19 protein-coding genes are annotated in these 17680 nt (G+C 62.6%); 10 read left to right on the forward strand and 9 right to left on the reverse strand.

Going from position 1 to position 17680, the window contains the following annotated elements; translation table 11 throughout:
• Positions 1 to 111 precede the first annotated feature (111 nt).
• The 3 genes from ACVZUB_RS07045 (at position 112) to ACVZUB_RS07055 (ending at position 2681) form a co-directional block, all read left to right on the forward strand.
• Entirely contained in the window at positions 112 to 528 is a 417-nt protein-coding gene (locus ACVZUB_RS07045; RefSeq protein WP_007726781.1) for a DUF3151 domain-containing protein, read from the forward strand.
• Positions 515 to 1660, forward strand: coding sequence for an FUSC family protein (locus ACVZUB_RS07050; protein WP_083059808.1), 1146 nt, complete (start codon positions 515 to 517; stop codon positions 1658 to 1660). The genes ACVZUB_RS07045 and ACVZUB_RS07050 overlap by 14 nt, the downstream gene beginning before the upstream one ends.
• A gap of 91 nt (positions 1661 to 1751) precedes the next feature.
• The gene (locus ACVZUB_RS07055; RefSeq protein ID WP_083059811.1) at positions 1752 to 2681 is read left to right on the forward strand and encodes a cation diffusion facilitator family transporter; all 930 of its coding nucleotides are present in this window, start codon (positions 1752 to 1754) and stop codon (positions 2679 to 2681) included.
• Here ACVZUB_RS07055 and ACVZUB_RS07060 read toward each other — a convergent pair.
• Positions 2671 to 3135, reverse strand: a complete 465-nt coding sequence (locus tag ACVZUB_RS07060) for a pyridoxamine 5'-phosphate oxidase family protein (protein ID WP_054187145.1) — start codon at positions 3133 to 3135, stop codon at positions 2671 to 2673. The genes ACVZUB_RS07055 and ACVZUB_RS07060 overlap by 11 nt on opposite strands.
• 64 nt (positions 3136 to 3199) lie before the next feature.
• Here ACVZUB_RS07060 and ACVZUB_RS07065 point away from each other — a divergent pair, with 64 nt between their 5' ends.
• Positions 3200 to 4153 carry a helix-turn-helix transcriptional regulator gene (locus tag ACVZUB_RS07065; protein ID WP_482628265.1) on the forward strand — a complete coding sequence of 318 codons (954 nt, stop codon included), beginning with the start codon at positions 3200 to 3202 and terminating at the stop codon, positions 4151 to 4153.
• On the opposite strand, the gene ACVZUB_RS07070 is transcribed toward ACVZUB_RS07065, so the two are convergent.
• Positions 4150 to 5091: a DUF808 domain-containing protein gene (locus tag ACVZUB_RS07070; RefSeq protein WP_007726787.1), complete on the reverse strand. Its 942-nt coding sequence runs from the start codon at positions 5089 to 5091 to the stop codon at positions 4150 to 4152. The genes ACVZUB_RS07065 and ACVZUB_RS07070 overlap by 4 nt on opposite strands.
• Before the next feature lie 240 nt (positions 5092 to 5331).
• On the opposite strand from ACVZUB_RS07070, the gene ACVZUB_RS07075 reads away from it, so the two are divergent.
• Positions 5332 to 5988 carry a class I SAM-dependent methyltransferase gene (locus ACVZUB_RS07075; RefSeq protein WP_042924200.1) on the forward strand — a complete coding sequence of 219 codons (657 nt, stop codon included), beginning with the start codon at positions 5332 to 5334 and terminating at the stop codon, positions 5986 to 5988.
• Positions 5989 to 6016: 28 nt separating this feature from the next.
• Here the strand turns inward: ACVZUB_RS07075 and ACVZUB_RS07080 are convergent, their stop codons facing one another.
• Together ACVZUB_RS07080 and ACVZUB_RS07085 are read right to left on the reverse strand one after the other, a co-directional pair.
• On the reverse strand, positions 6017 to 7186 hold the full coding sequence (locus tag ACVZUB_RS07080; RefSeq protein WP_042452159.1) for a thiolase family protein: 1170 nt from the start codon (positions 7184 to 7186) through the stop codon (positions 6017 to 6019).
• Positions 7183 to 8598 carry an MFS transporter gene (locus tag ACVZUB_RS07085; RefSeq protein ID WP_083059816.1) on the reverse strand — a complete coding sequence of 472 codons (1416 nt, stop codon included), beginning with the start codon at positions 8596 to 8598 and terminating at the stop codon, positions 7183 to 7185. The genes ACVZUB_RS07080 and ACVZUB_RS07085 overlap by 4 nt, the downstream gene beginning before the upstream one ends.
• Positions 8599 to 8656: 58 nt before the next feature.
• Here ACVZUB_RS07085 and ACVZUB_RS07090 point away from each other — a divergent pair, with 58 nt between their 5' ends.
• Together ACVZUB_RS07090 and ACVZUB_RS07095 are read left to right on the forward strand one after the other, a co-directional pair.
• Positions 8657 to 9154 carry a winged helix-turn-helix transcriptional regulator gene (locus ACVZUB_RS07090; RefSeq protein ID WP_003944415.1) on the forward strand — a complete coding sequence of 166 codons (498 nt, stop codon included), beginning with the start codon at positions 8657 to 8659 and terminating at the stop codon, positions 9152 to 9154.
• Positions 9155 to 9246: 92 nt separating this feature from the next.
• Positions 9247 to 10485 (forward strand): HNH endonuclease signature motif containing protein, encoded by a 1239-nt coding sequence (locus ACVZUB_RS07095; protein ID WP_341514103.1) that lies wholly within the window; start codon positions 9247 to 9249, stop codon positions 10483 to 10485.
• A gap of 100 nt (positions 10486 to 10585) precedes the next feature.
• Here ACVZUB_RS07095 and ACVZUB_RS07100 read toward each other — a convergent pair whose 3' ends face one another.
• The 3 genes from ACVZUB_RS07100 to ACVZUB_RS07110 all read right to left on the reverse strand — a co-directional run bounded on the left by ACVZUB_RS07100 (position 10586) and on the right by ACVZUB_RS07110 (position 12586).
• A complete protein-coding gene (locus ACVZUB_RS07100; protein ID WP_007726792.1) occupies positions 10586 to 11074 on the reverse strand; it encodes a GNAT family N-acetyltransferase in 489 nt (162 codons plus the stop codon).
• A gap of 70 nt (positions 11075 to 11144) precedes the next feature.
• A complete protein-coding gene (locus tag ACVZUB_RS07105) occupies positions 11145 to 11915 on the reverse strand; it encodes a site-2 protease family protein (protein WP_003944319.1) in 771 nt (256 codons plus the stop codon).
• A complete protein-coding gene (locus tag ACVZUB_RS07110; protein WP_080961056.1) occupies positions 11912 to 12586 on the reverse strand; it encodes a hypothetical protein in 675 nt (224 codons plus the stop codon). The genes ACVZUB_RS07105 and ACVZUB_RS07110 overlap by 4 nt, the downstream gene beginning before the upstream one ends.
• A 283-nt stretch (positions 12587 to 12869) precedes the next feature.
• Here ACVZUB_RS07110 and ACVZUB_RS07115 point away from each other — a divergent pair, with 283 nt between their 5' ends.
• Entirely contained in the window at positions 12870 to 14159 is a 1290-nt protein-coding gene (locus tag ACVZUB_RS07115) for an adenylosuccinate synthase (protein WP_003944351.1), read from the forward strand.
• Between the two features lie 52 nt (positions 14160 to 14211).
• On the opposite strand, the gene ACVZUB_RS07120 is transcribed toward ACVZUB_RS07115, so the two are convergent.
• The gene (locus ACVZUB_RS07120; protein ID WP_054781778.1) at positions 14212 to 14682 is read right to left on the reverse strand and encodes a 5' nucleotidase, NT5C type; all 471 of its coding nucleotides are present in this window, start codon (positions 14680 to 14682) and stop codon (positions 14212 to 14214) included.
• 45 nt (positions 14683 to 14727) lie between these two features.
• Entirely contained in the window at positions 14728 to 14958 is a 231-nt protein-coding gene (locus tag ACVZUB_RS07125; protein WP_003944349.1) for a hypothetical protein, read from the reverse strand.
• Between the two features lie 61 nt (positions 14959 to 15019).
• On the opposite strand from ACVZUB_RS07125, the gene yczR reads away from it, so the two are divergent.
• Both yczR and ACVZUB_RS07135 read left to right on the forward strand, forming a co-directional pair.
• The gene (gene yczR, locus ACVZUB_RS07130) at positions 15020 to 16495 is read left to right on the forward strand and encodes a MocR-like transcription factor YczR (RefSeq protein ID WP_064074656.1); all 1476 of its coding nucleotides are present in this window, start codon (positions 15020 to 15022) and stop codon (positions 16493 to 16495) included.
• 47 nt (positions 16496 to 16542) lie between these two features.
• On the forward strand, positions 16543 to 17646 hold the full coding sequence (locus ACVZUB_RS07135; RefSeq protein WP_003944389.1) for a class I SAM-dependent methyltransferase: 1104 nt from the start codon (positions 16543 to 16545) through the stop codon (positions 17644 to 17646).
• Positions 17647 to 17680: the final 34 nt, after the last annotated feature.

Here is a 17680-nt window from a genome sequence, read left to right on the forward strand (position 1 = left end):
TCTTATGCAGCAATGACCATGTCAGGGTAACGACCGGTATGTAGCCTGCATAACTCCGACCGTCGGCGAGGCGGTCCTGTGGCAGAAAGGCGTAGCGGGCACAATGAGCGCATGACCCAATTCGGTGACCTGCTCGGACCCAAGCCCACTCTGCTTCCCGGCGACGACGACGCGGAATCGGCACTGCTCAACCACGCTGAACCGGCCCAGGTAGCGGCCGACCACCCCACTGCCTCCATTGCGTGGGCCTACCTGGCCGAGGCTGCCCTGGACAAGGGCGAAACCATCACGGCCTACGCCTACGCGCGTACCGGATACCACCGCGGACTCGACCAACTGCGTCGCAACGGTTGGAAGGGTTTCGGTCCCGTGCCCTACAGCCATGAACCGAACCGTGGTTTCCTGCGTTGCGTCGCAGTCCTGGCCAAGGCCGCGAAGACGATCGGTGAAGCCGACGAGTACGCGCGTTGCCTCGATCTGCTCGAAGACTGCGATCCCAACGCCGCCGAAGCGCTTGGCCTCGGTTAGCAGTTTCCGTCCGAGCCGGGCCGGCATCAAGGACCGGGCTCGCAAATCGGTGCGTCGACTTCAGACGTCGGCGCTACCGATCATTCAATGTGCCTTGGCGGCCGGATTGGCGTGGTGGGTTGCCACCACGGTGATCGGGCACCACGCGCCGTTCTTCGCGCCGATTGCCGCTGTGGTCTCGCTCGGTCTGTCGTTGGGTGCACGACTACGACGCTCGTTCGAGTTGGTTGCGGGAGTCACGGTCGGTATCGGAATCGGTGATCTGATCATCTCCGGTATCGGGAGCGGACCGTGGCAGATCAGTTTGGTTGTCGTGCTGGCGATGTCCGTCGCGGTGCTTCTCAACAGCGGGCCGATCTTCTCCATGCAGGCGGGAAACTCGGCTGTGCTGGTGGCGACGCTGATCCCGCCGGGCGGCAGCGGCGGTCCCGATCGCATGATCGATGCACTTGTCGGTGGCCTGGTGGGTATCGCGGTGGTCGCGATCATCCCCACCCACCCGGTACGACGCGCGCGCAAGGATGCCGCATCGATCCTCGGAACCGCTTCCGAGGTACTGCAATTGGTGGCAGACGGCCTCGTCGCGAATGACCCGGACCCGATCGTGAAGGCACTGCAGAAGGCGCGCGCAACTCAGGGTGCCATCGACGGGTTGCGCAGTAACCTTCTCGGCGGGCGCGAGATCAGCCGAATCTCCCCGCTGTACTGGAACAGTCGGCCTCGCCTCGAAAGGCTCATGGCGACAGCCGATCCCATCGACAACGCGATGCGCAACATTCGAGTGCTCGCGCGTCGTTCGTTGACGTTGGTCAGGGACGACGAGATCCTCGATCCGCGTCTGGTGGCTCAGGTCGAGCGCTTGTCGAAAGCCGTCGAAGTTCTCGAGGACATGATCCTGGCGGAGCCGGGGGAGCAGCCTGATCAGGCCGAAGCAGCGCGCGTCCTGCGCTCGGTCGCGAAGGAACTGAAACCGGCGATGGTGGAGAACGCGGGCCTGTCCTCGACGGTGGTGTTCGCCCAGATTCGATCGCTGGTCGTCGACCTGTTGCAGGTCGCGGGCATGAAGCGAATCTCGTCGATCGCCACTCTGCCGCCCACCGTGCCTCATCCCGCCTACGAGCCGGATCACTGACCTCTGCCGTTTCCCGCTCACTGAGCAACTCATTGTATGTATGCGAATGTATGCATATGCTCTGAGAAGGACTTGGGAGGGAACAGGACAAATGGGAGCAGGGCACGGTCATTCACATGGCCACTCGGCAGCAGATTCGGTCGGCGTAGGACCGTCACCGCAACGCATCAGAAAAATGGCGATCGCGCTTGCGATCCTCGTTGCGTTCCTCGTACTCGAGGCCACGGTCGGCATCCTGATCAACTCGTTGGCTCTGCTTGCCGACGCCGGTCACATGCTCACAGACGTGGTGGGTATGGCCATGGGACTGACGGCGCTGCTGCTCGCGAAGAGGGGCAGCACCACCGCTGCCAGGACCTTCGGTTGGCACCGCGCCGAAGTGCTGACCGCCATGGCCAATGCGGTGATGCTGCTGGCCGTCGCCGCCTGGGTCTTCTACGAGGCAATCGGCCGCATCGGTAACGAACCCGAGATCCCGGGCGGCGCCCTGATCATCACGGCGGCCGCCGGCCTGGCCGCGAACATCGTCGTGATGCTGATGCTGCGCGGCGATTCCAAGGACAGCCTGGCCGTGCGTGGTGCCTACCTCGAAGTGCTTGCCGACGCCGTCGGTAGCGTCGGCGTTCTGATCGCCGGTGGCCTTGTCCTGCTGTTCAACTGGACGTGGGCAGACGTCGTCGTCGGTGTTCTCATCTCGCTGTGGGTGGTGCCGCGTGCGATCAAACTGGCCGCAGCATCGCTGCGCATTCTGACGCAGGCGTCGCCGGCCGACATCGACGTCGAAGCGGTCGAGGCCGACCTGGCGGCGCTGCCGAGCGTGGTGGGTGTTCACGACCTACACGTCTGGACGCTCACCACCGGCATGGATGTCGCGACGGTCCACCTGACCAGTGACGCGAATTCGTCGAATGTTCTGGAATCCGCGCGCACCGTCCTCGAGAGTCACGGTCTTTCCCACGCCACCGTTCAGGTGGAATCGTGCGCCAACGGCGAGCATTGCGAGAAGAACGTCACTTGGTGAAGCGGGTGATCTCCTTGCCCGGCTTCCAGAGATCGACGTACATGTGCTCGTCGTCGACCGTCGTGTGCACCACCTCATCGATGTCGAGCACAAAGAGGTGCAGGGGTTTCGGAACCTCGTAGGTGTAGCTTGCGAGCACGGCTTCGAACTCGTCGCCGGTCACCTCGCGTGCGATTCCGGCGATCTTCGCGTCACCGCCCTCCATGGTGTGCTCGCCGGGATTGCTGTGGAGGGCGTAGCGCCCGTCACGGATGAGATCCTTCGCCTTGAGTGCGCCGAACATCGAACCGAGCACCAGACGCCCGTCGAGGATTTCGACTTCGGTGCCGCTGACCCGTGGTGAGCCGTCCTTGCGCAGCGTTGCGAGGACGTGATGCTTGTGGGCTTTGAACCGCGCTAGGACCGCGTCGGCAAGAGCGGGTACTTCTTCGGAGAACTGCTTCCAGGTGACCATGACGGTCATTGTGCACCCCTATTCCTGACAACTTCTGTCAGTGATTCTCGGTAATGTTCGGTCCATGAGATCCGCGCGGTTACTCCAACTCATGCTGCGTTTGCAGGGGAGTCGCGGCGTCGTCGCCGAGCAGTTGGCCGACGAGTTCGGTGTGTCAGTGCGGACGATCTACCGCGACGTGGCCTCGTTGTCGGCTGCCGGTGTGCCGATCTGGACCGAGAGCGGCCCCGGTGGTGGCATCCGTCTGCTCGACGGATGGCAGTCCAAGTTGTCCGGCATGACGGACGACGAGACGTCCGCACTCATGCTGTTGGGTGTGCCGTCCATCGCTGCAGATCTCGGACGATCAGACGCCGCCGGTTCGGCGGGGGCCAAACTGCTCCGCTCCCTGCCCGGTCCGCTGCGCGAGAGCGCACGGTTGTGGCAGGACCGCATTCTCGTGGACGTTCCGGGTTGGTTCGGCGGCGTCGACGACATCTCTGCGCTTCCGATCGTCACATCCGCTGTGCTGGACTCGCGTCGACTGCGCTTCGCCTATCGCGATCGCGAGCGGACGGTCGAACCGCTGGGTCTGGTCATCAAAGCCGGAATTTGGTATCTCGTGGCAGGTTTGAACGGACGTACGCTCTCGTTCCGGCTCGGCCGCATCAAAAACGCCGTCGTAGAGGATGATTCGTTCGCCCGCCCGGCGGATTTCGACCTGCCGTCGTGGTGGGCGGCGTCGATGGCCGAGTTCGACCGTTCGCTGCTTCGCTTCGAGTGTCGCGTGCGATTGTCACCAGAGGGCAGGCGCCGGCTCCCCGATGTGGTGGGCGAGCTTGCCGCTGCAGTCGAAGTGGGGCCAGAGGACAACGACGGATGGGTCAGTGCCGAGCTGAAACTCGAGAGCGAAGCTGTCGCGCTCTCGCAGCTGATCGGGCTGGGAGCCGACGTCGAAGTGCTCGAACCCTCGTCTTTGCGTGAAGGGATACGCACCGTGGCGGAGCAGATGGTGCTCCGCCACGGGCACGACAGCTAAGCCGTCGCAGAACGCTTTGCGAGCATGCGGGTGATACCCAGTTGAGCGGCGACGATAACGGCGCCAACCACCAGGCCCAGTGCTGCCGAGGCAAGTGTGTTGACGATCCACGCCAGCACGCCACCGACTCCGGCGATGTCACTGACTGCTTCTTCGCCGTGATGAACGGCGTCGTAGAGCGGGTGGAAGCCCAGTTCGTCGATGCCGACCAACAGGATGTGGCCACCGACCCACAGCATCGCGGCGGTACCCACGACCGAGAGCACTGACATCACGTGAGGCATGCCGCGAACGAGGCCTCGGCCGACCTTGTGGGTGAAGCCAGACGACGTCTCGGCGATCTTCAATCCGATGTCGTCCATCTTCACGATCAGTCCGACGACGCCGTAGACGACCACGGTGATGACGACCGCCACGACGGCAAGGATCACCAATCGGCTCCAGAAGCCTTCGCCTGCGATGGTGTTGAGTGCGATCACCATGATCTCGGCGGACAGGATCAGGTCGGTGCGGACGGCGCCCGAAACCACTGCTTCTTCGTCGCGAGGATGCTCGTCAGCGGCCTCGTGGTGGTCACCGTGGCCGAAGATTGCACCCCAGATCTTGTGAACCGCTTCGTAGCTGAGGTAACAGCCGCCGACCATCAACAGTGGCGTCAGCAGCCAGGGGAGGAACTGACTCAGCAGCAGAGCGATCGGAAGGATGATCAGCAGCTTGTTGCGCAACGATCCGATGGCGATGCGCTTGATGATGGGCAACTCGCGTTCGGCTGCGAGCCCACGGACGTACTGCGGCGTGACGGCTGCGTCGTCGATGACCACGCCGGCCGCTTTGGCGGTCGCCTTACCGGTTGCGGCGGCAACGTCGTCGATCGAGGCGGCAGCCATGCGAGCCAGGGCTGCGACGTCGTCGAGCAGGGCGAAGAGTCCGCCGGCCATCACAGACCTCCAGTGGAATCAGTGGAAAAAGGTGGCCGGACCGAACCGGTGACGCAGTTACTTGATCGCACGAGGTCTCTATCCATGATCGTCGTAGGTGAGGTCAGGTCACCTGGAACGATACCGGGGGCATCCGTCAGGGACGACCTCGCGAGGTCGGTTGCCCTTCGTCACGAAAGGTCTTCCCGACCCGGTGCTCGCGTGTAAGACTGCACAGAAGATCGATCGAAACGGGGCACTATGCGTGAACCAGACACTGCACAGGTCGCCAAGACTTTCGACGCAATGGCGGCGCACTACGACCGACAGATCGGGCGCTTCGAACGCTTTGTGCTCGGTGACGCCCGGAAATGGGCCGTGGACCAGGCGCATGGCCGCGTGGTCGAGATCGCCGTGGGTACCGGACTGAACCTGCCTCTCTACGGAGACGACGTCGATTACGTCATCGGCGTGGACATCTCGACTGCGATGCTCGATCAGGCCAGGCTCAAGGTCTCCGAAGGAGTGAAGACCGAAGTCGACCTACGACTCGGAGACGTGCAAGCACTCGATGTTCCCGACGAGTGCGTGGACACGTTGGTCTCGACCTACGCCTTTTGCACGATCCCCGATCCGGACCGAGTTGCGAACGAAGCATTTCGAGTCCTGGTACCCGGTGGTCGATTCGTCCTCGCCGAGCACGGACCGAGCAAGAACGTTGTTGCTCGTACGTTGATGAAGGTCGTCGAACCGCTTTTTGTTCGGTTCGGTGCCGATCATCTCACCCGTCAACCGGTTGAATACCTCGAAAACGCCGGTTTCCTGATCGACGAGGTGCAGCGCAGCGGCCGGGGCGGAATCGTGTTTCGGGTCGTTGCGCGCAAGCCGGATCCCGAATGGACGGCACTCGGTCACTGATGTCGGAATGCCGTCCATCGGGGATCGCTCAGCCCAGACGCTCCAGGATGGTCGCGTTTGCCAACCCACCTGCCTCGCACATGGTCTGGAGTCCGTAGCGCGCGCCGCGCTGCTCCATCGCGTTGACCAGGGTGGTCATGATCCGCGTTCCGCTGCCGCCCAGTGGGTGGCCGAGCGCGATGGCGCCGCCGTGGACGTTCACCTTGGACAGGTCGACGCCGGTGTCCGCTGCCCACGACAGGACGACGGGGGCAAAGGCCTCGTTGACCTCGAACAGATCGATGTCCGAGACCGTCAATCCCGCACGGGCCAGGACCTTCTGTGTAGCCGGGATGACCGCGGTGAGCATGTAGAGCGGATCGTCGCCGGCAACTGCGAAGCTGTGCAATCGTGCCTTCGGGGTGAGGCCGAGTTTCGCGGCGATCTCACTGGTCGTGATCATCACCGCCGAACTGCCGTCCGAAAGCGGGCTGCTGTTGCCCGCGGTGATGGACCAGTCGATCTGTGGGAATCGCTGTGCGTAGTAGTCGGATTCGAAGGCGGTCCGTAGGCCGGCCAGGGTCTCGACCGTGGTGCCGGGGCGGATGGCCTCGTCGACCGACAGCTGCGGGAGCGTGGCGAGTTCCTTGGTGAAGTACCCACTCTCGGTTGCCAGCGCGGCTTTCCGATGACTCGACGCCGAGAACTCGTCGAGTTGGGTGCGGCTCAGTCCCCACTTGGCGGCGATCAATTCGGCGCTGATGCCCTGCGGTACCAGACCGTCCGGATAGCGCTCTTCGAAACCCACGCCGAGTGATTCGCGCCCGATGCTGCTCGAGCCCATAGGGACTCGGCTCATCGACTCGACTCCGGCAGCGACAACGATGTCGTACGCACCGGCAATGACGCCCTGAGCGGCAAAATGAACTGCTTGTTGGCTACTTCCACACTGTCGGTCGACGGTGGTTCCCGGTACCGACTCAGGGTAGCCTGCGGCGAGAAGGGCAGTGCGAGTGACATTCTGGCTCTGTTCACCGACTTGGCTTACCGCTCCACCGATGACGTCGTCGATCAATGCTGCATCGATTCCAGTGCGTTCGACTACCGCCTTGAGGCTGTGGGCGAGGAGGTCGACGGCGTTGATGCCGTGCAGGGCGCCGTTCGCCTTTCCCTTGCCGATCGGAGTGCGAACGGCTTCGACGATAACTGCGTCTCTCATGACAAATTCCTTTCAGGGATGGCGGATTCAGCAGGGACAACCGGGGTGGGTGTGGTCGCAGGCGTCATTCCCAGTGATGCCAGGGCAGACACAAGCGCGACGGCAAAGATCACCCACCAGGCCTGGCGGAAGGTGTCGTAGTCGACAGCAGAGCCGAGAACCGCGATCAGAACGCTCACGCCGAGAACGGTTCCGATCTGTCGGCTCATGCTGACGATTGCGCTACCGGTGGCCGATCTGGCAGGTGCCAGATCCGCCGTGGCCTGCGACAGAATGGTCGGCAGGGCAAGACCGACACCGATCCCGGCGATGATCCAGCCTGGTAGGAGTCCGGTCGCGTAGTTAGGCGTCGTATCAACCGAGACGAGAACGAGTACGGTTCCGACTGCCCACAGAAGGCTGCCGAGTGCGGCGACGCGTCCCGCCGAGTACCTGCGCGTCAGCGATCCGCCGGCGATGGCGAACAGCGGAACGAGAAGCGGACCCGGTGAGACGGCGAAACCGGTTCGCAGAGCGGAGTATCCCCAGGCTTCCTGGAGCCACAGGATGTTCGAGAGAAGACCCGCGGCGAATGCTGCGCTGAACAGGATGGCGGTGACGTTGGACCAGGCAAACGAGCGGATCTTCAGAAGATCCGGAGCAATCAACGGAGTCCGGTGACGAGAGTTGCTCCACCAGAACGAGAGTAGTGTCACGGCGGCCACGGCGAAGGCGATCAGAACGCGATTGTCGGTCCATCCCCAGTCCGGACCCTGGACGAGTGCCAGGGCGAGAGAGCCGATTCCGACGGTGAGGAGGGCAGCGCCGACGAAGTCGATACCGGCATCGGGGTCCTTGTGTGTTGTATCCGGTACGAGTCGGACTGCGAAGTAGAGCAACACGATGCCCACTGGAACATTGATCAGGAAGACCCAGCGCCACGAGGCCTCTACGAGGATGCCGCCCACGACAGGGCCGAATGCAGCTGCTGCAGCGCCGGCGGCTGCCCAGATGCGAACGCCGGATTGACGTTTCGCGGCGGGAAGCGCATTGATCAGAAGCCCGAGGCTGGCCGGGGTGAGCGCAGCGGCGCCGACTGCCTGGACGATACGGAAGGCCACCAGTGCCCACAAGGACGGGCTGAAGGCACAGGCGGCGCTGGCGAGGGTGAACAGTGCGAGGCCGGCGATGAAGGCGCGCTTGTGCCCGATCCTGTCCGCCCAGCGTCCGAGGGGTATCAACAGTGCGGCGTAGACGATCGCGTAGCTGTTGAGGATCCAACTGAACTCGCCGAGCGAGTGACCCGGGTAGCTCTTGGCGATGTCGCCGAAGGCCACGTTGACCACAAAAAGATCGAGGCTGGCGACAAACGGCGCCCCCGACAGTATCGCGAGCAGGGGTCCGATCCGCACCGGCTGGCTATGAAGTTCCATAGTTAGCAATCTAGACTCTGACTATGGTTATGGCAAGCCAGGGGGTATGGTGAATTGCATGGACGCTGTGCGACTGACCGGAGTGCTCGAAGATCGCGACGCCTGGCGGGCCACGCACTGTTCGATCGGGCGGGCCATGGAAGTGGTCGGCACTCGATCCGCGATGCTCATTCTGCGAGAGGCCTATTACGGCACAACGCGTTTCGACGACTTCGCGTCGCGAGTCGGCATCACCGAGGCGGTTGCGTCGGCGAGGCTGAAAGAACTCACTGAGGCGGGACTGTTCGAGCGTGTGCCGTACAAGGAGCCTGGAAAGCGGACGCGGCACGAGTACGTGCTCACCGAGAAGGGCCGTGACCTGCTGCCGGCGGTTCTCGCGCTGATGCAGTGGGGCGACAAGTATCTGCACGGCGGAAAAGGTGGACCGTTGGAGGTGGCCGACGACGCTACTGGTGAGCGCGTTCGCGTCGAGGTGCGCAGTGAGTCGGGTCGTGAAGTGCCTTTGGGGGAGTTGCGAGTCTCTGTCAACGAATCGCGTCGGCGGTTGCGCGAATAGCGATGCATCTCAACAGCTCTCGAGTGTAGGTCTTCTTGAAGTTGTCCGGTTTGTCTCTGGTTATCGAAAGTATGTTCGATTAAACTTTGGGCATGGACAGTCGGGATGCGTGGCAACTGGATGGCGAGGACCTCAAGGGTGAGGTTCTGGATCTGGTGCGCGCCCGGCACGAGTTGCAGTCGCGGATGGTGTTGCTGATCGTGGAGATGTTTTCCCGGGACGTTCTCGGTGGGAAGGGTTTTCGGGCGATCGCGCAGTGGTTGCATGGTTCGACGAATCTGGAGATCGGTGAGTGCAGTCTGCTGGTCGGGTTGGCGCGGTTGTTGATGCTCGAACCCGTGGTGGGCGATGCGTTTCATCGCGGTGACGTGGATGCGTTGAAAGCCCGTCAGGTGGCGTCGTTTTGTCAGCATCCGCCCAAGAACATGACCCTGGCGGATGTGGACAAGGCCCGCGGGATCTTGCTTGGCCTGGCGTCGAAGAACATCGCGGATTGTGATGCGGTGCGGGCGGCGATCCGGCGGATCGAGAAGCAGTACGGCAGGCGTGAGGACGGCGTCCCGGTGGGTGAGGATTCGGAGCGTAACGAGTTCTACGCCTCGAAAGGCTTGTACGGGCGAGTGTCGGTGAAGGGTGATCTGGATGCTGTGAACGGGGCCCGGTTGATCACGTTGTTGTCGAGCCTGTCTGCGCCGACACCGGAAAAAGACGGCGTGAAGGACACACGCACGCCTGCATTACGGCGTGCGGATGGGTTCTGCGATTTACTGCGGCGGTACGAGCGGGCGGGGTTGGGTCCGATCGAGGGCGGAGTGAAACCGCACATCACGGTGACCGCGTCGGCAAAAGATATGACGGACCTTAAAGTTCTGAAAGACCTGTTGCCGTCGACTCAGGAACTGGGGTTCGCGTGGGCGGATTGGGTGGGCCCGATCAGTATCGATACTGCCCGGATGCTGGCGTGCGACTGCACCGTCACCCGGATCCTCCTGGACGAGAACGGTGTTCCGCTCGACTGCGGCAAAGAAGCAAGGACCGCGACGGTACCCCAGCGGCGGGCGTTGGCGGTTCGTGATGGTGGGTGTGCGTTTCCGGGATGCGGGACACCATCGGGGTGGTGCGATGCCCATCATATTGTTCACTGGAACGATGGTGGCCCAACGGATCTCGACAATCTGATCTTGTTGTGCGGTCATCATCATCGGACGATGCATCACACGGAGTGGCGGGTGGAGATCGGCCCGGATCGGAAATCGGTGTTCTATCCACCGATGTCGGTTGATCCGTTCCAGCGGCCGATCGGCGGGAACAGCCCACCGACAGCGGCGTGAACCGCGACAACTGAAGACGTGAGCACCGGGGCACCTCTACGCCCCGGTGCTCGAGCTCGCGTTTGGGAGTCCCCGCGTTTGGGAGTTTTGTGGCAGGGCGTCAGCTCAGTGACTTCTTGAACCCGACATGGGAGGCCACAAATCCGAGTCGCTCGTAGAAGTCGTGAGCTTCCTTGCGAGTTTGATCCGAGGTGAGCTGCGCCAGAAACGCGCCGCGCCGGGCACCTTCTTCGCAGGCCCATCGGATCATCGAACTGCCGATGCCTTTACTTCGGTAGTCCTCGTGGACGCGAACAGCTTCGATCTGCAGTCGCGTGGCACCCATCCGGCTCATACCCGGAATGAAGGTCAATTGCATTGTGCCGATTACCGCGTCGCCGACCAGAACGGTGACGAGAAGTTGAGCCGGATCCTCGTCGATTCGCTTGAACGCGTCCTCGTAGATCGTTCGGGCTTCGGGGTTGGTCGTCTCCCGGGTGCTGCCGATCGGGTCGTCGGCGAGCAAGTCGATCAGTGCCTCCACGTGTCGAATCTCGGCCCGCGTGAGGGTGTACTCCACTCCGCCGGACTGAAATGACGTCGCAATCATCGATGCTCCCCTGAAGAAGAATGAATGTCTGAAATGTCAGACTCTCACGAGTCTCCTCCAGCGCACTCGATCACGTCCAAAAACGCATGAGGGCGTTACCGAGCATGGCGTAGTAGTCGGACACACCGCTCAATTCGAAGATCCAGTAGATCGCGTCGAAGAAGACGACATTGATCTGTGGGACGAACAGGAGCGCAACCAGCAGGAGCAGTCCGTACGGCTTGAACTGGTCGAGTTGGTGCCGTGTGTTGGGTGCGAGGTAGGGCTCCAGTGCGTTGTAACCGTCCAGACCCGGGACTGGGAGCAGGTTCAAAACTGTTGCCATGACCTGCAAGAAGGCCAGGAAACTGAGGCCTGCCCAGAACGTCAGATGCTCGGCCGATGAGCCGTACGTACGTATGACGACGAGGAGGATCACGGCGGCGACGGCATTCGTGAACGGACCGGCGAGCGATATTCGGGCCTGCACCTTGGGCGGGAACATCCCGGTGCGCAGGTACACGGCGCCGCCGGGAAGCCCGATGCCGCCCAATGCGATGAACAGCACCGGCAGACCGATCGAGAGCATCGGATGGCTGTACTTGAGCGGGTTGAGCGTCAGGTAGCCACGAGCCTCGACGTCGGTGTCTCCATGACGCCACGCCAGATAGGCATGCGCGAATTCGTGCAAGCAGAGCGTGACCACCCAGCCGGCAACCACGAGGACAAAAACACCCGCGCGGCCCGCGATGGAACCCCACGTCGAGTTCCAAGCGACGATTCCGGCGATGACAGTGATCGCAACGACGCCGAGGAAGACAGGGCTCGGCCGAACCGCCGACCGTGCTGCTCCGGTTCTCACCTGACCAACAACCAAGTCTTGTCGTGCCGGTAGAAGGTCGAACGCTTCAGATCGCGTGGGTTGGCCACCCCGTCGCGAACCAGTCGCGCTGCCGGCGAGCCCAGTTGAATGGCTCGGCCTTCCAGCCAGCGTCGCCCGCTCCAGCGGCTCTTGCGGTCGACTGATGCCTTGATCCCGGGGAGCTTGGGGCTCGGCACTATCCGGATGCCGGGGACTGTGCCGGAGAACAGCTTGTTGTCGTCGACGTAGGCCTCGCCGATCAGTTCGTCTGCATCCGCCGGACCCGTGACAGTTGCTGCACCTACCAGCGCGATTCCGGCGTCGTCGCGAATGAGCGGCACGGTGTGGACTGTGCCTTTCAAGGCCGTGCGCGCAGCTCGTGCACCGGTCGCGAGTTTGTACGCGTCGGTTGCGTCGGACCTGTTCTCGGTGACGTAGGCGAGTTCGACGTTGAGTCGCTCCAATCGCATCAACCGCGTCAATGCCGCGGCAAACGCGCCGTCGTTACCCACGACGATCAAGCGAGGCTCCGTCACGACCTGCAGTTGGGACAGTGCCTCGTCGAAGTCTTGCTTCTCCGGAAGTTCAGGGACAGTGAACGACGTGAGTTCACCCAGGGGGAGTGGAACCGGCGAATCGCCACATTTGAGCACCACAGGGGTCAAAGCCACTCCTAGCTCGATCAAGACTTCTTCTCGGGTAGTGGGACCTCGCCACCCTTCCCCGAAATGGCCGTCCGAATCACTGCCGACGATCTTAGTGCGAGTCTCTGTGTCGACTCGCAATCGTGATGGTCACCGGCCAAATTCTGGACCGTCAGGTCTGGTCTGATGCTCTGGGCTAGACTGCTCCTTCGGTCACTGCAACAGTTCGGCGCTGCATCATGTGCGCGGAAGCCAGGCAGTACCAATGCGGCGGGACAACTGCTGCACGTCGACCGTAGGAGACAACGTCATGCCGGCAATCGTCCTGATCGGCGCCCAGTGGGGCGACGAAGGTAAGGGCAAAGCTACAGATCTACTGGGCGAGCAGCTTCAGTGGGTCGTGCGATACCAGGGCGGTAACAACGCCGGACACACCGTGGTTCTGCCGAACGGTGACAAGTTCGCACTGCACCTCATCCCGTCCGGAATCCTCACCCCCGCCGTCAACAACGTCATCGGTAACGGTGTCGTCGTCGACCCGGGTGTGTTGTTGACCGAATTGGCAGGCCTGGAAGAGCGCGGCGTGGACACGTCCCGCCTGCTGCTTTCTGCTGATGCGCACCTGATCATGCCGTACCACGTGGCCATCGACAAGGTCACCGAACGCTTCCTGGGAGCGAAGAAGATCGGCACGACCGGCCGCGGTATCGGCCCGTGCTACCAGGACAAGATCGCCCGTGTCGGTGTCCGTGCCGCGGACGTCCTTGACGAGAAGATCCTGACCCAGAAGGTCGAAGCAGCACTCGAATTCAAGAACCAGGTGCTGGTCAAGATCTACAACCGCAAGGCACTCGACCCGCAGCAGGTCGTCGAAGAGGTACTGACGCAGGCCGAGGGTTTCAAGCACCGCATCTCGGACACGCGCCTGGAACTCAACCTCGCCCTCGAGCGCGGCGAGACCGTTCTGCTCGAAGGTTCGCAGGGCACTCTGCTTGACGTCGACCACGGCACGTACCCGTACGTGACCTCGTCCAACCCCACTTCGGGTGGTGCGGCGGTCGGTTCGGGAATCGGTCCCACCAAGATCACCACCGTGCTCGGCATCCTGAAGGCGTACACGACGCGTGTCGGTTCCGGTCCGTTCCCGACGGAGCTGTTCGACGATCACGGCGCATACCTGGCGAAGCAGGGCGGCGAGGTCGGTGTCACCACCGGACGCGCTCGTCGTACGGGATGGTTCGACGCTGTCATCGCGCGCTACGCGACGCGCGTCAACGGCATCACCGACTACTTCCTCACCAAGCTGGACGTGCTGAGCAGCCTCGACACCGTGCCGATCTGTGTCGCGTACGAGGTGGATGGTGTCCGCCACGACGAAATGCCGATGTCACAGAGCGACATTCACCACGCCAAGCCCATCTACGAAGAGATGCCCGGCTGGTGGGAAGACATCTCGGAGGCTCGCACCTTCGAGGAACTGCCGCAGAATGCGCAGAACTACGTGCTTAGGCTCGAAGAGCTTTCGGGTGCGTTCATCTCCTGCATCGGTGTCGGCCCCGGCCGCGACGAGACGATCGTCCGGCGCGAGATCGTCCGCTAGTTCGTTCCCTCGAAATCCCCGCTCATGCAAGCATGAGCGGGGATTTCGAGTTTCAAGCCAGCTTCGACAAGTGTGCGGTGACGGTCTTCCAGTCGGGAAACTCGGTGCTGCCGAACTTGATCCACTCGCCCTCGAATCGATCTGCTCCGTTTGCTCCGCGGTCGTCGACGAGGTAGTCGCCACGATTGAGGTGTTTGTGGTGCGAGAGGATCAGACGTTTGTATGCGACGCTGCCTTCCTCCATTCCGAGGTGCTCTTGTACCCACAGAACCTTGTCGTGCCAGGCTGTGGCGTTCTTCCACGGCGCTGTCGAGAGGATGTAGGTGTCGAACTGCTGTGCCAGTTGGTGGTAGGCGTCGATAGCGCCGTCGAGAGGATCCATGCGAGAGAAGATGTGCGGCGCTTCGTCGAGGTCGTTCTGGTACTTCACTCGGACGCCGTCGGTCAGGCGATCGATGCCCGACTGGAAGTTGACCAAGGTGTTGTCGAGATCGATATAGAGAATCTTTTTGGAAGCCGGCATGGGAACCCTCTCTGGAGACTTTCTGAGTGCGAAAAGAGTCCAGTTTTACGCAACTGGACTGAGATCAGTGAATTCTTCCCCCTGATCACAATCGCACGGGGGTCTGACAGCGTCGTTCTCGCGGTCTGAAGTCTTGTCGTGGAAGATGCCGCCGAGGGGTGCTGCCAGGCGAAACTGCTCCAACCGAATGTATGTACCTTCACCTTCGGCGGGCGCGAAGAAGTAGACGAGTGCCACGAAGAGTCCGATGCCGATCAGGGTTGCGAAGGTAGTCATGGACATATGATCAACTCGACTGGTATTGAGTTACATAGCCAAGTTGTCGATACTGGACTGCATGATGACTCGAGTTCTCGGTGCCCGTTCGCTTGCTCGCGATCTGGGATCCTGGCAGGAAGAGTCCGGACGCAGGCCCGCGTACCGTGCGCTTGCCGACGGTATCCGCCTGCTCGTGCACGACGGTCGCGTTCCGCTGGGAGTCGCACTGCCGAGTGAGCGTGAACTTGCGGCGGTACTCGAACTCAGTCGAACCACGATCACGTCGTCGTACTCGGTGCTGCGAGACGAGGGGTACCTGATCAGCAGGCAGGGTTCGCGAAGCACCGTGGCATTACCTGCCGGCGCGCGGCCGAACGGGTTGATGTTCCGCTCCCATCAACCCGGGCCGAGTGGACCCGTCGTCGACCTCAGTTACGCGGCGATGGCAGCTCCCGCCGCTCAGGTCGAACTGGCGTATGCGTCTGCGCTGCAGGAACTTCCGAACTTCCTTCCCACGCACGGGATGGAACCGGTCGGGATCGCCGACTTGCGTGACGTGATCGCGCGGCGCTACACGGCGCGGGGTCTTCCCACCACCGCCGAACAGATCATGGTGACCTCGGGTGCGCAGCACGCGCTTCGATTGTTGCTGTCGGTGCTCACCTCACCCGGCGAGCGAGTGCTGGTCGATCATCCGACGTACCCCAATGCGCTGGAAGCGATTCGGCGAAACGGCGCTCGGCCCGTACCGGTTCCGGTCCGACCGGAGTTCGCGGCCGCCGGAGCCTGGGATCTCGACGGGATTCGTAGTGCAGCAAGGCAAACCGCTGCCAGAATGGCATACCTGATCCCCGACTTTCACAACCCGACCGGCCTCTGCATGGACTCTTCCGGCCGCGCCGAGCTTGCGAAGATTGCGCACGAAACGCGAATGACTCTGGTCGTCGACGAGACGATGGTGGATCTGTGGCTCGACGCACCACCGCCGGCGCCGGTCGCCTCACATGGGCGAGGCGCAGCGAAAACCGAAGTGGTGACGCTCGGTTCGACCGCGAAGTCGCTGTGGGGCGGGCTACGTGTCGGTTGGATTCGCGCCGATGCCGCGCTCATCACCCAGTTGGTGGGGGCGCGTGCCGCGGTCGACCTCGGTACTCCCGTCATGGATCAGTTGGCAGCCGCTTACTTGCTCGCCGACGACCGCTCGTTGCTCGAACAGCGTCGCGAAGTTCTGCGAGAACAGCGTGCGGTACTCCTCGGTGCGGTGGCCGAGCATCTGCCGGACTGGCGTCCCACCATCGGTTCCGGCGGAATGTCGGTCTGGATGCGAATGTCCGCGCCCGTCTCGACGGCGTTGGCGGCGGTGGCACCCAACTTCGGCGTACTCCTTGCCGCCGGCCCCCGTTTCGGCGTCGAAGGTGCGTTCGAACGATTCATCCGCGTGCCGTACGCACGTTCTCCCGAGGACCTCATTCGCGGCGTTGCGTCCATCGCCGCTGCGTACGACACTCTCGCGACGGATCGCGACACGGCAGACCAACGAATGGTCGTCGTCTGAGAACTGGGTACACACCCTGAAAGTGGTGTGAAACCAGGAGGTAGGGCATGACGGCGGTAGACGGTACAGGCGCAGCGGGAACCAGTGCGGCGGAAGCGCTCGCAGAACGATTGTTCGCGGCCACGCTCGGGGCATCGGAGCTGCAGGCCGTGTATCTGGGCGACCGGTTGGGCTGGTACCGCGCGCTGAGCGATCACGGCCCGCTCACGTCGACGGAGCTGGCGGACCGGACAGGGACCGTCGAAAGATATGCGCGGGAGTGGCTCGAGCAGCAGGCCGTCGCCGGTTATGTGGACGTCAATTCGGATGCCGATCGCCGGTACAGCCTGCCGCAGGCCCACGCCGATGTTCTGGTCGACGACGAGAACCTTCTTTTCCTGGCGCCGCTGGCGAGGCTGTTCGTCGCGACGACGTCGTCGATGCCACGTCTACTCGACGCTTATCGTCACGGTGGGGGAGTCACGTGGGAATCGATGGGCCCCGATGCTCGCGAGGGTCAGGCGCTACTGAATCGGCCGATGTATCTCCATCAGCTCTGTCAGCAGTTTCTGCCGGTAGTCACCGACCTGCACGCCACACTTTCGGACGGCGGGCAGGTCGCTGATCTCGGGATGGGGGAGGGCTGGTCGTCGATCGCGCTCGCCCTCGGATACCCGAAGATCGAAGTGCACGGCTTCGACGTCGACGCGGCGTCGGTGAACGCTGCCCGTCGTAACGCTCATGATCGGGGGGTGGACGACCGCGTGCATTTCTCGTTGGTCGACGTCGCCGGACAGGCTCCTGAGGCCGGGCGAGCCGATGCCGGGACCTACGACGCCGTCTTCGCTTTCGAGTGCCTTCACGACGTTCCGGATCCGGTGGGTTTTCTGTCCACGGCTCGGGCGATTGCCCAGCCGGGCGCTCCGGTGATCGTGATGGACGAACGAACGGCGGATGAGTTCGATCCCGAGGCGGGTCCGATCGAGCAATTGCTGTACGGATTTTCGCTGACCTGCTGCTTACCGGACAGTCTTTCGCATCCGGGAAGCATTGCCACCGGGACGGTGATGAGGCACTCGACACTCGAAAGCTATGCCAAGGCGGCAGGTTTCGAGCGGGTGGACGTGCTGCCGATCGAGCACGAGATGTTCAGGTTCTACAGGTTGGGCTGACGCCCCGTGCGCCTTTTTGGTTGCAGTAACTACC

This window comes from Rhodococcus sp. OS5 (assembly GCF_056837585.1).

Bases quoted from the DNA above. Each gene is read 5' to 3' on its own strand.
- ACVZUB_RS07120 (WP_054781778.1), bottom strand. From the start codon at position 14,682: ATGCCGGCTTCCAAAAAGATTCTCTATATCGATCTCGACAACACCTTG.
- yczR (WP_064074656.1), top strand. From the start codon at position 15,020: ATGATGACTCGAGTTCTCGGTGCCCGTTCGCTTGCTCGCGATCTGGGA.
- ACVZUB_RS07065 (WP_482628265.1), top strand. From the start codon at position 3,200: ATGAGATCCGCGCGGTTACTCCAACTCATGCTGCGTTTGCAGGGGAGT.
- ACVZUB_RS07085 (WP_083059816.1), bottom strand. From the start codon at position 8,598: ATGGAACTTCATAGCCAGCCGGTGCGGATCGGACCCCTGCTCGCGATA.
- ACVZUB_RS07135 (WP_003944389.1), top strand. From the start codon at position 16,543: ATGACGGCGGTAGACGGTACAGGCGCAGCGGGAACCAGTGCGGCGGAA.
- ACVZUB_RS07125 (WP_003944349.1), bottom strand. From the start codon at position 14,958: ATGACTACCTTCGCAACCCTGATCGGCATCGGACTCTTCGTGGCACTC.
- ACVZUB_RS07090 (WP_003944415.1), top strand. From the start codon at position 8,657: ATGGACGCTGTGCGACTGACCGGAGTGCTCGAAGATCGCGACGCCTGG.
- ACVZUB_RS07055 (WP_083059811.1), top strand. From the start codon at position 1,752: ATGGGAGCAGGGCACGGTCATTCACATGGCCACTCGGCAGCAGATTCG.
- ACVZUB_RS07060 (WP_054187145.1), bottom strand. From the start codon at position 3,135: ATGGTCACCTGGAAGCAGTTCTCCGAAGAAGTACCCGCTCTTGCCGAC.
- ACVZUB_RS07070 (WP_007726787.1), bottom strand. From the start codon at position 5,091: ATGGCCGGCGGACTCTTCGCCCTGCTCGACGACGTCGCAGCCCTGGCT.
- ACVZUB_RS07115 (WP_003944351.1), top strand. From the start codon at position 12,870: ATGCCGGCAATCGTCCTGATCGGCGCCCAGTGGGGCGACGAAGGTAAG.
- ACVZUB_RS07080 (WP_042452159.1), bottom strand. From the start codon at position 7,186: ATGAGAGACGCAGTTATCGTCGAAGCCGTTCGCACTCCGATCGGCAAG.
- ACVZUB_RS07095 (WP_341514103.1), top strand. From the start codon at position 9,247: ATGGACAGTCGGGATGCGTGGCAACTGGATGGCGAGGACCTCAAGGGT.
- ACVZUB_RS07045 (WP_007726781.1), top strand. From the start codon at position 112: ATGACCCAATTCGGTGACCTGCTCGGACCCAAGCCCACTCTGCTTCCC.
- ACVZUB_RS07100 (WP_007726792.1), bottom strand. From the start codon at position 11,074: ATGATTGCGACGTCATTTCAGTCCGGCGGAGTGGAGTACACCCTCACG.
- ACVZUB_RS07075 (WP_042924200.1), top strand. From the start codon at position 5,332: ATGCGTGAACCAGACACTGCACAGGTCGCCAAGACTTTCGACGCAATG.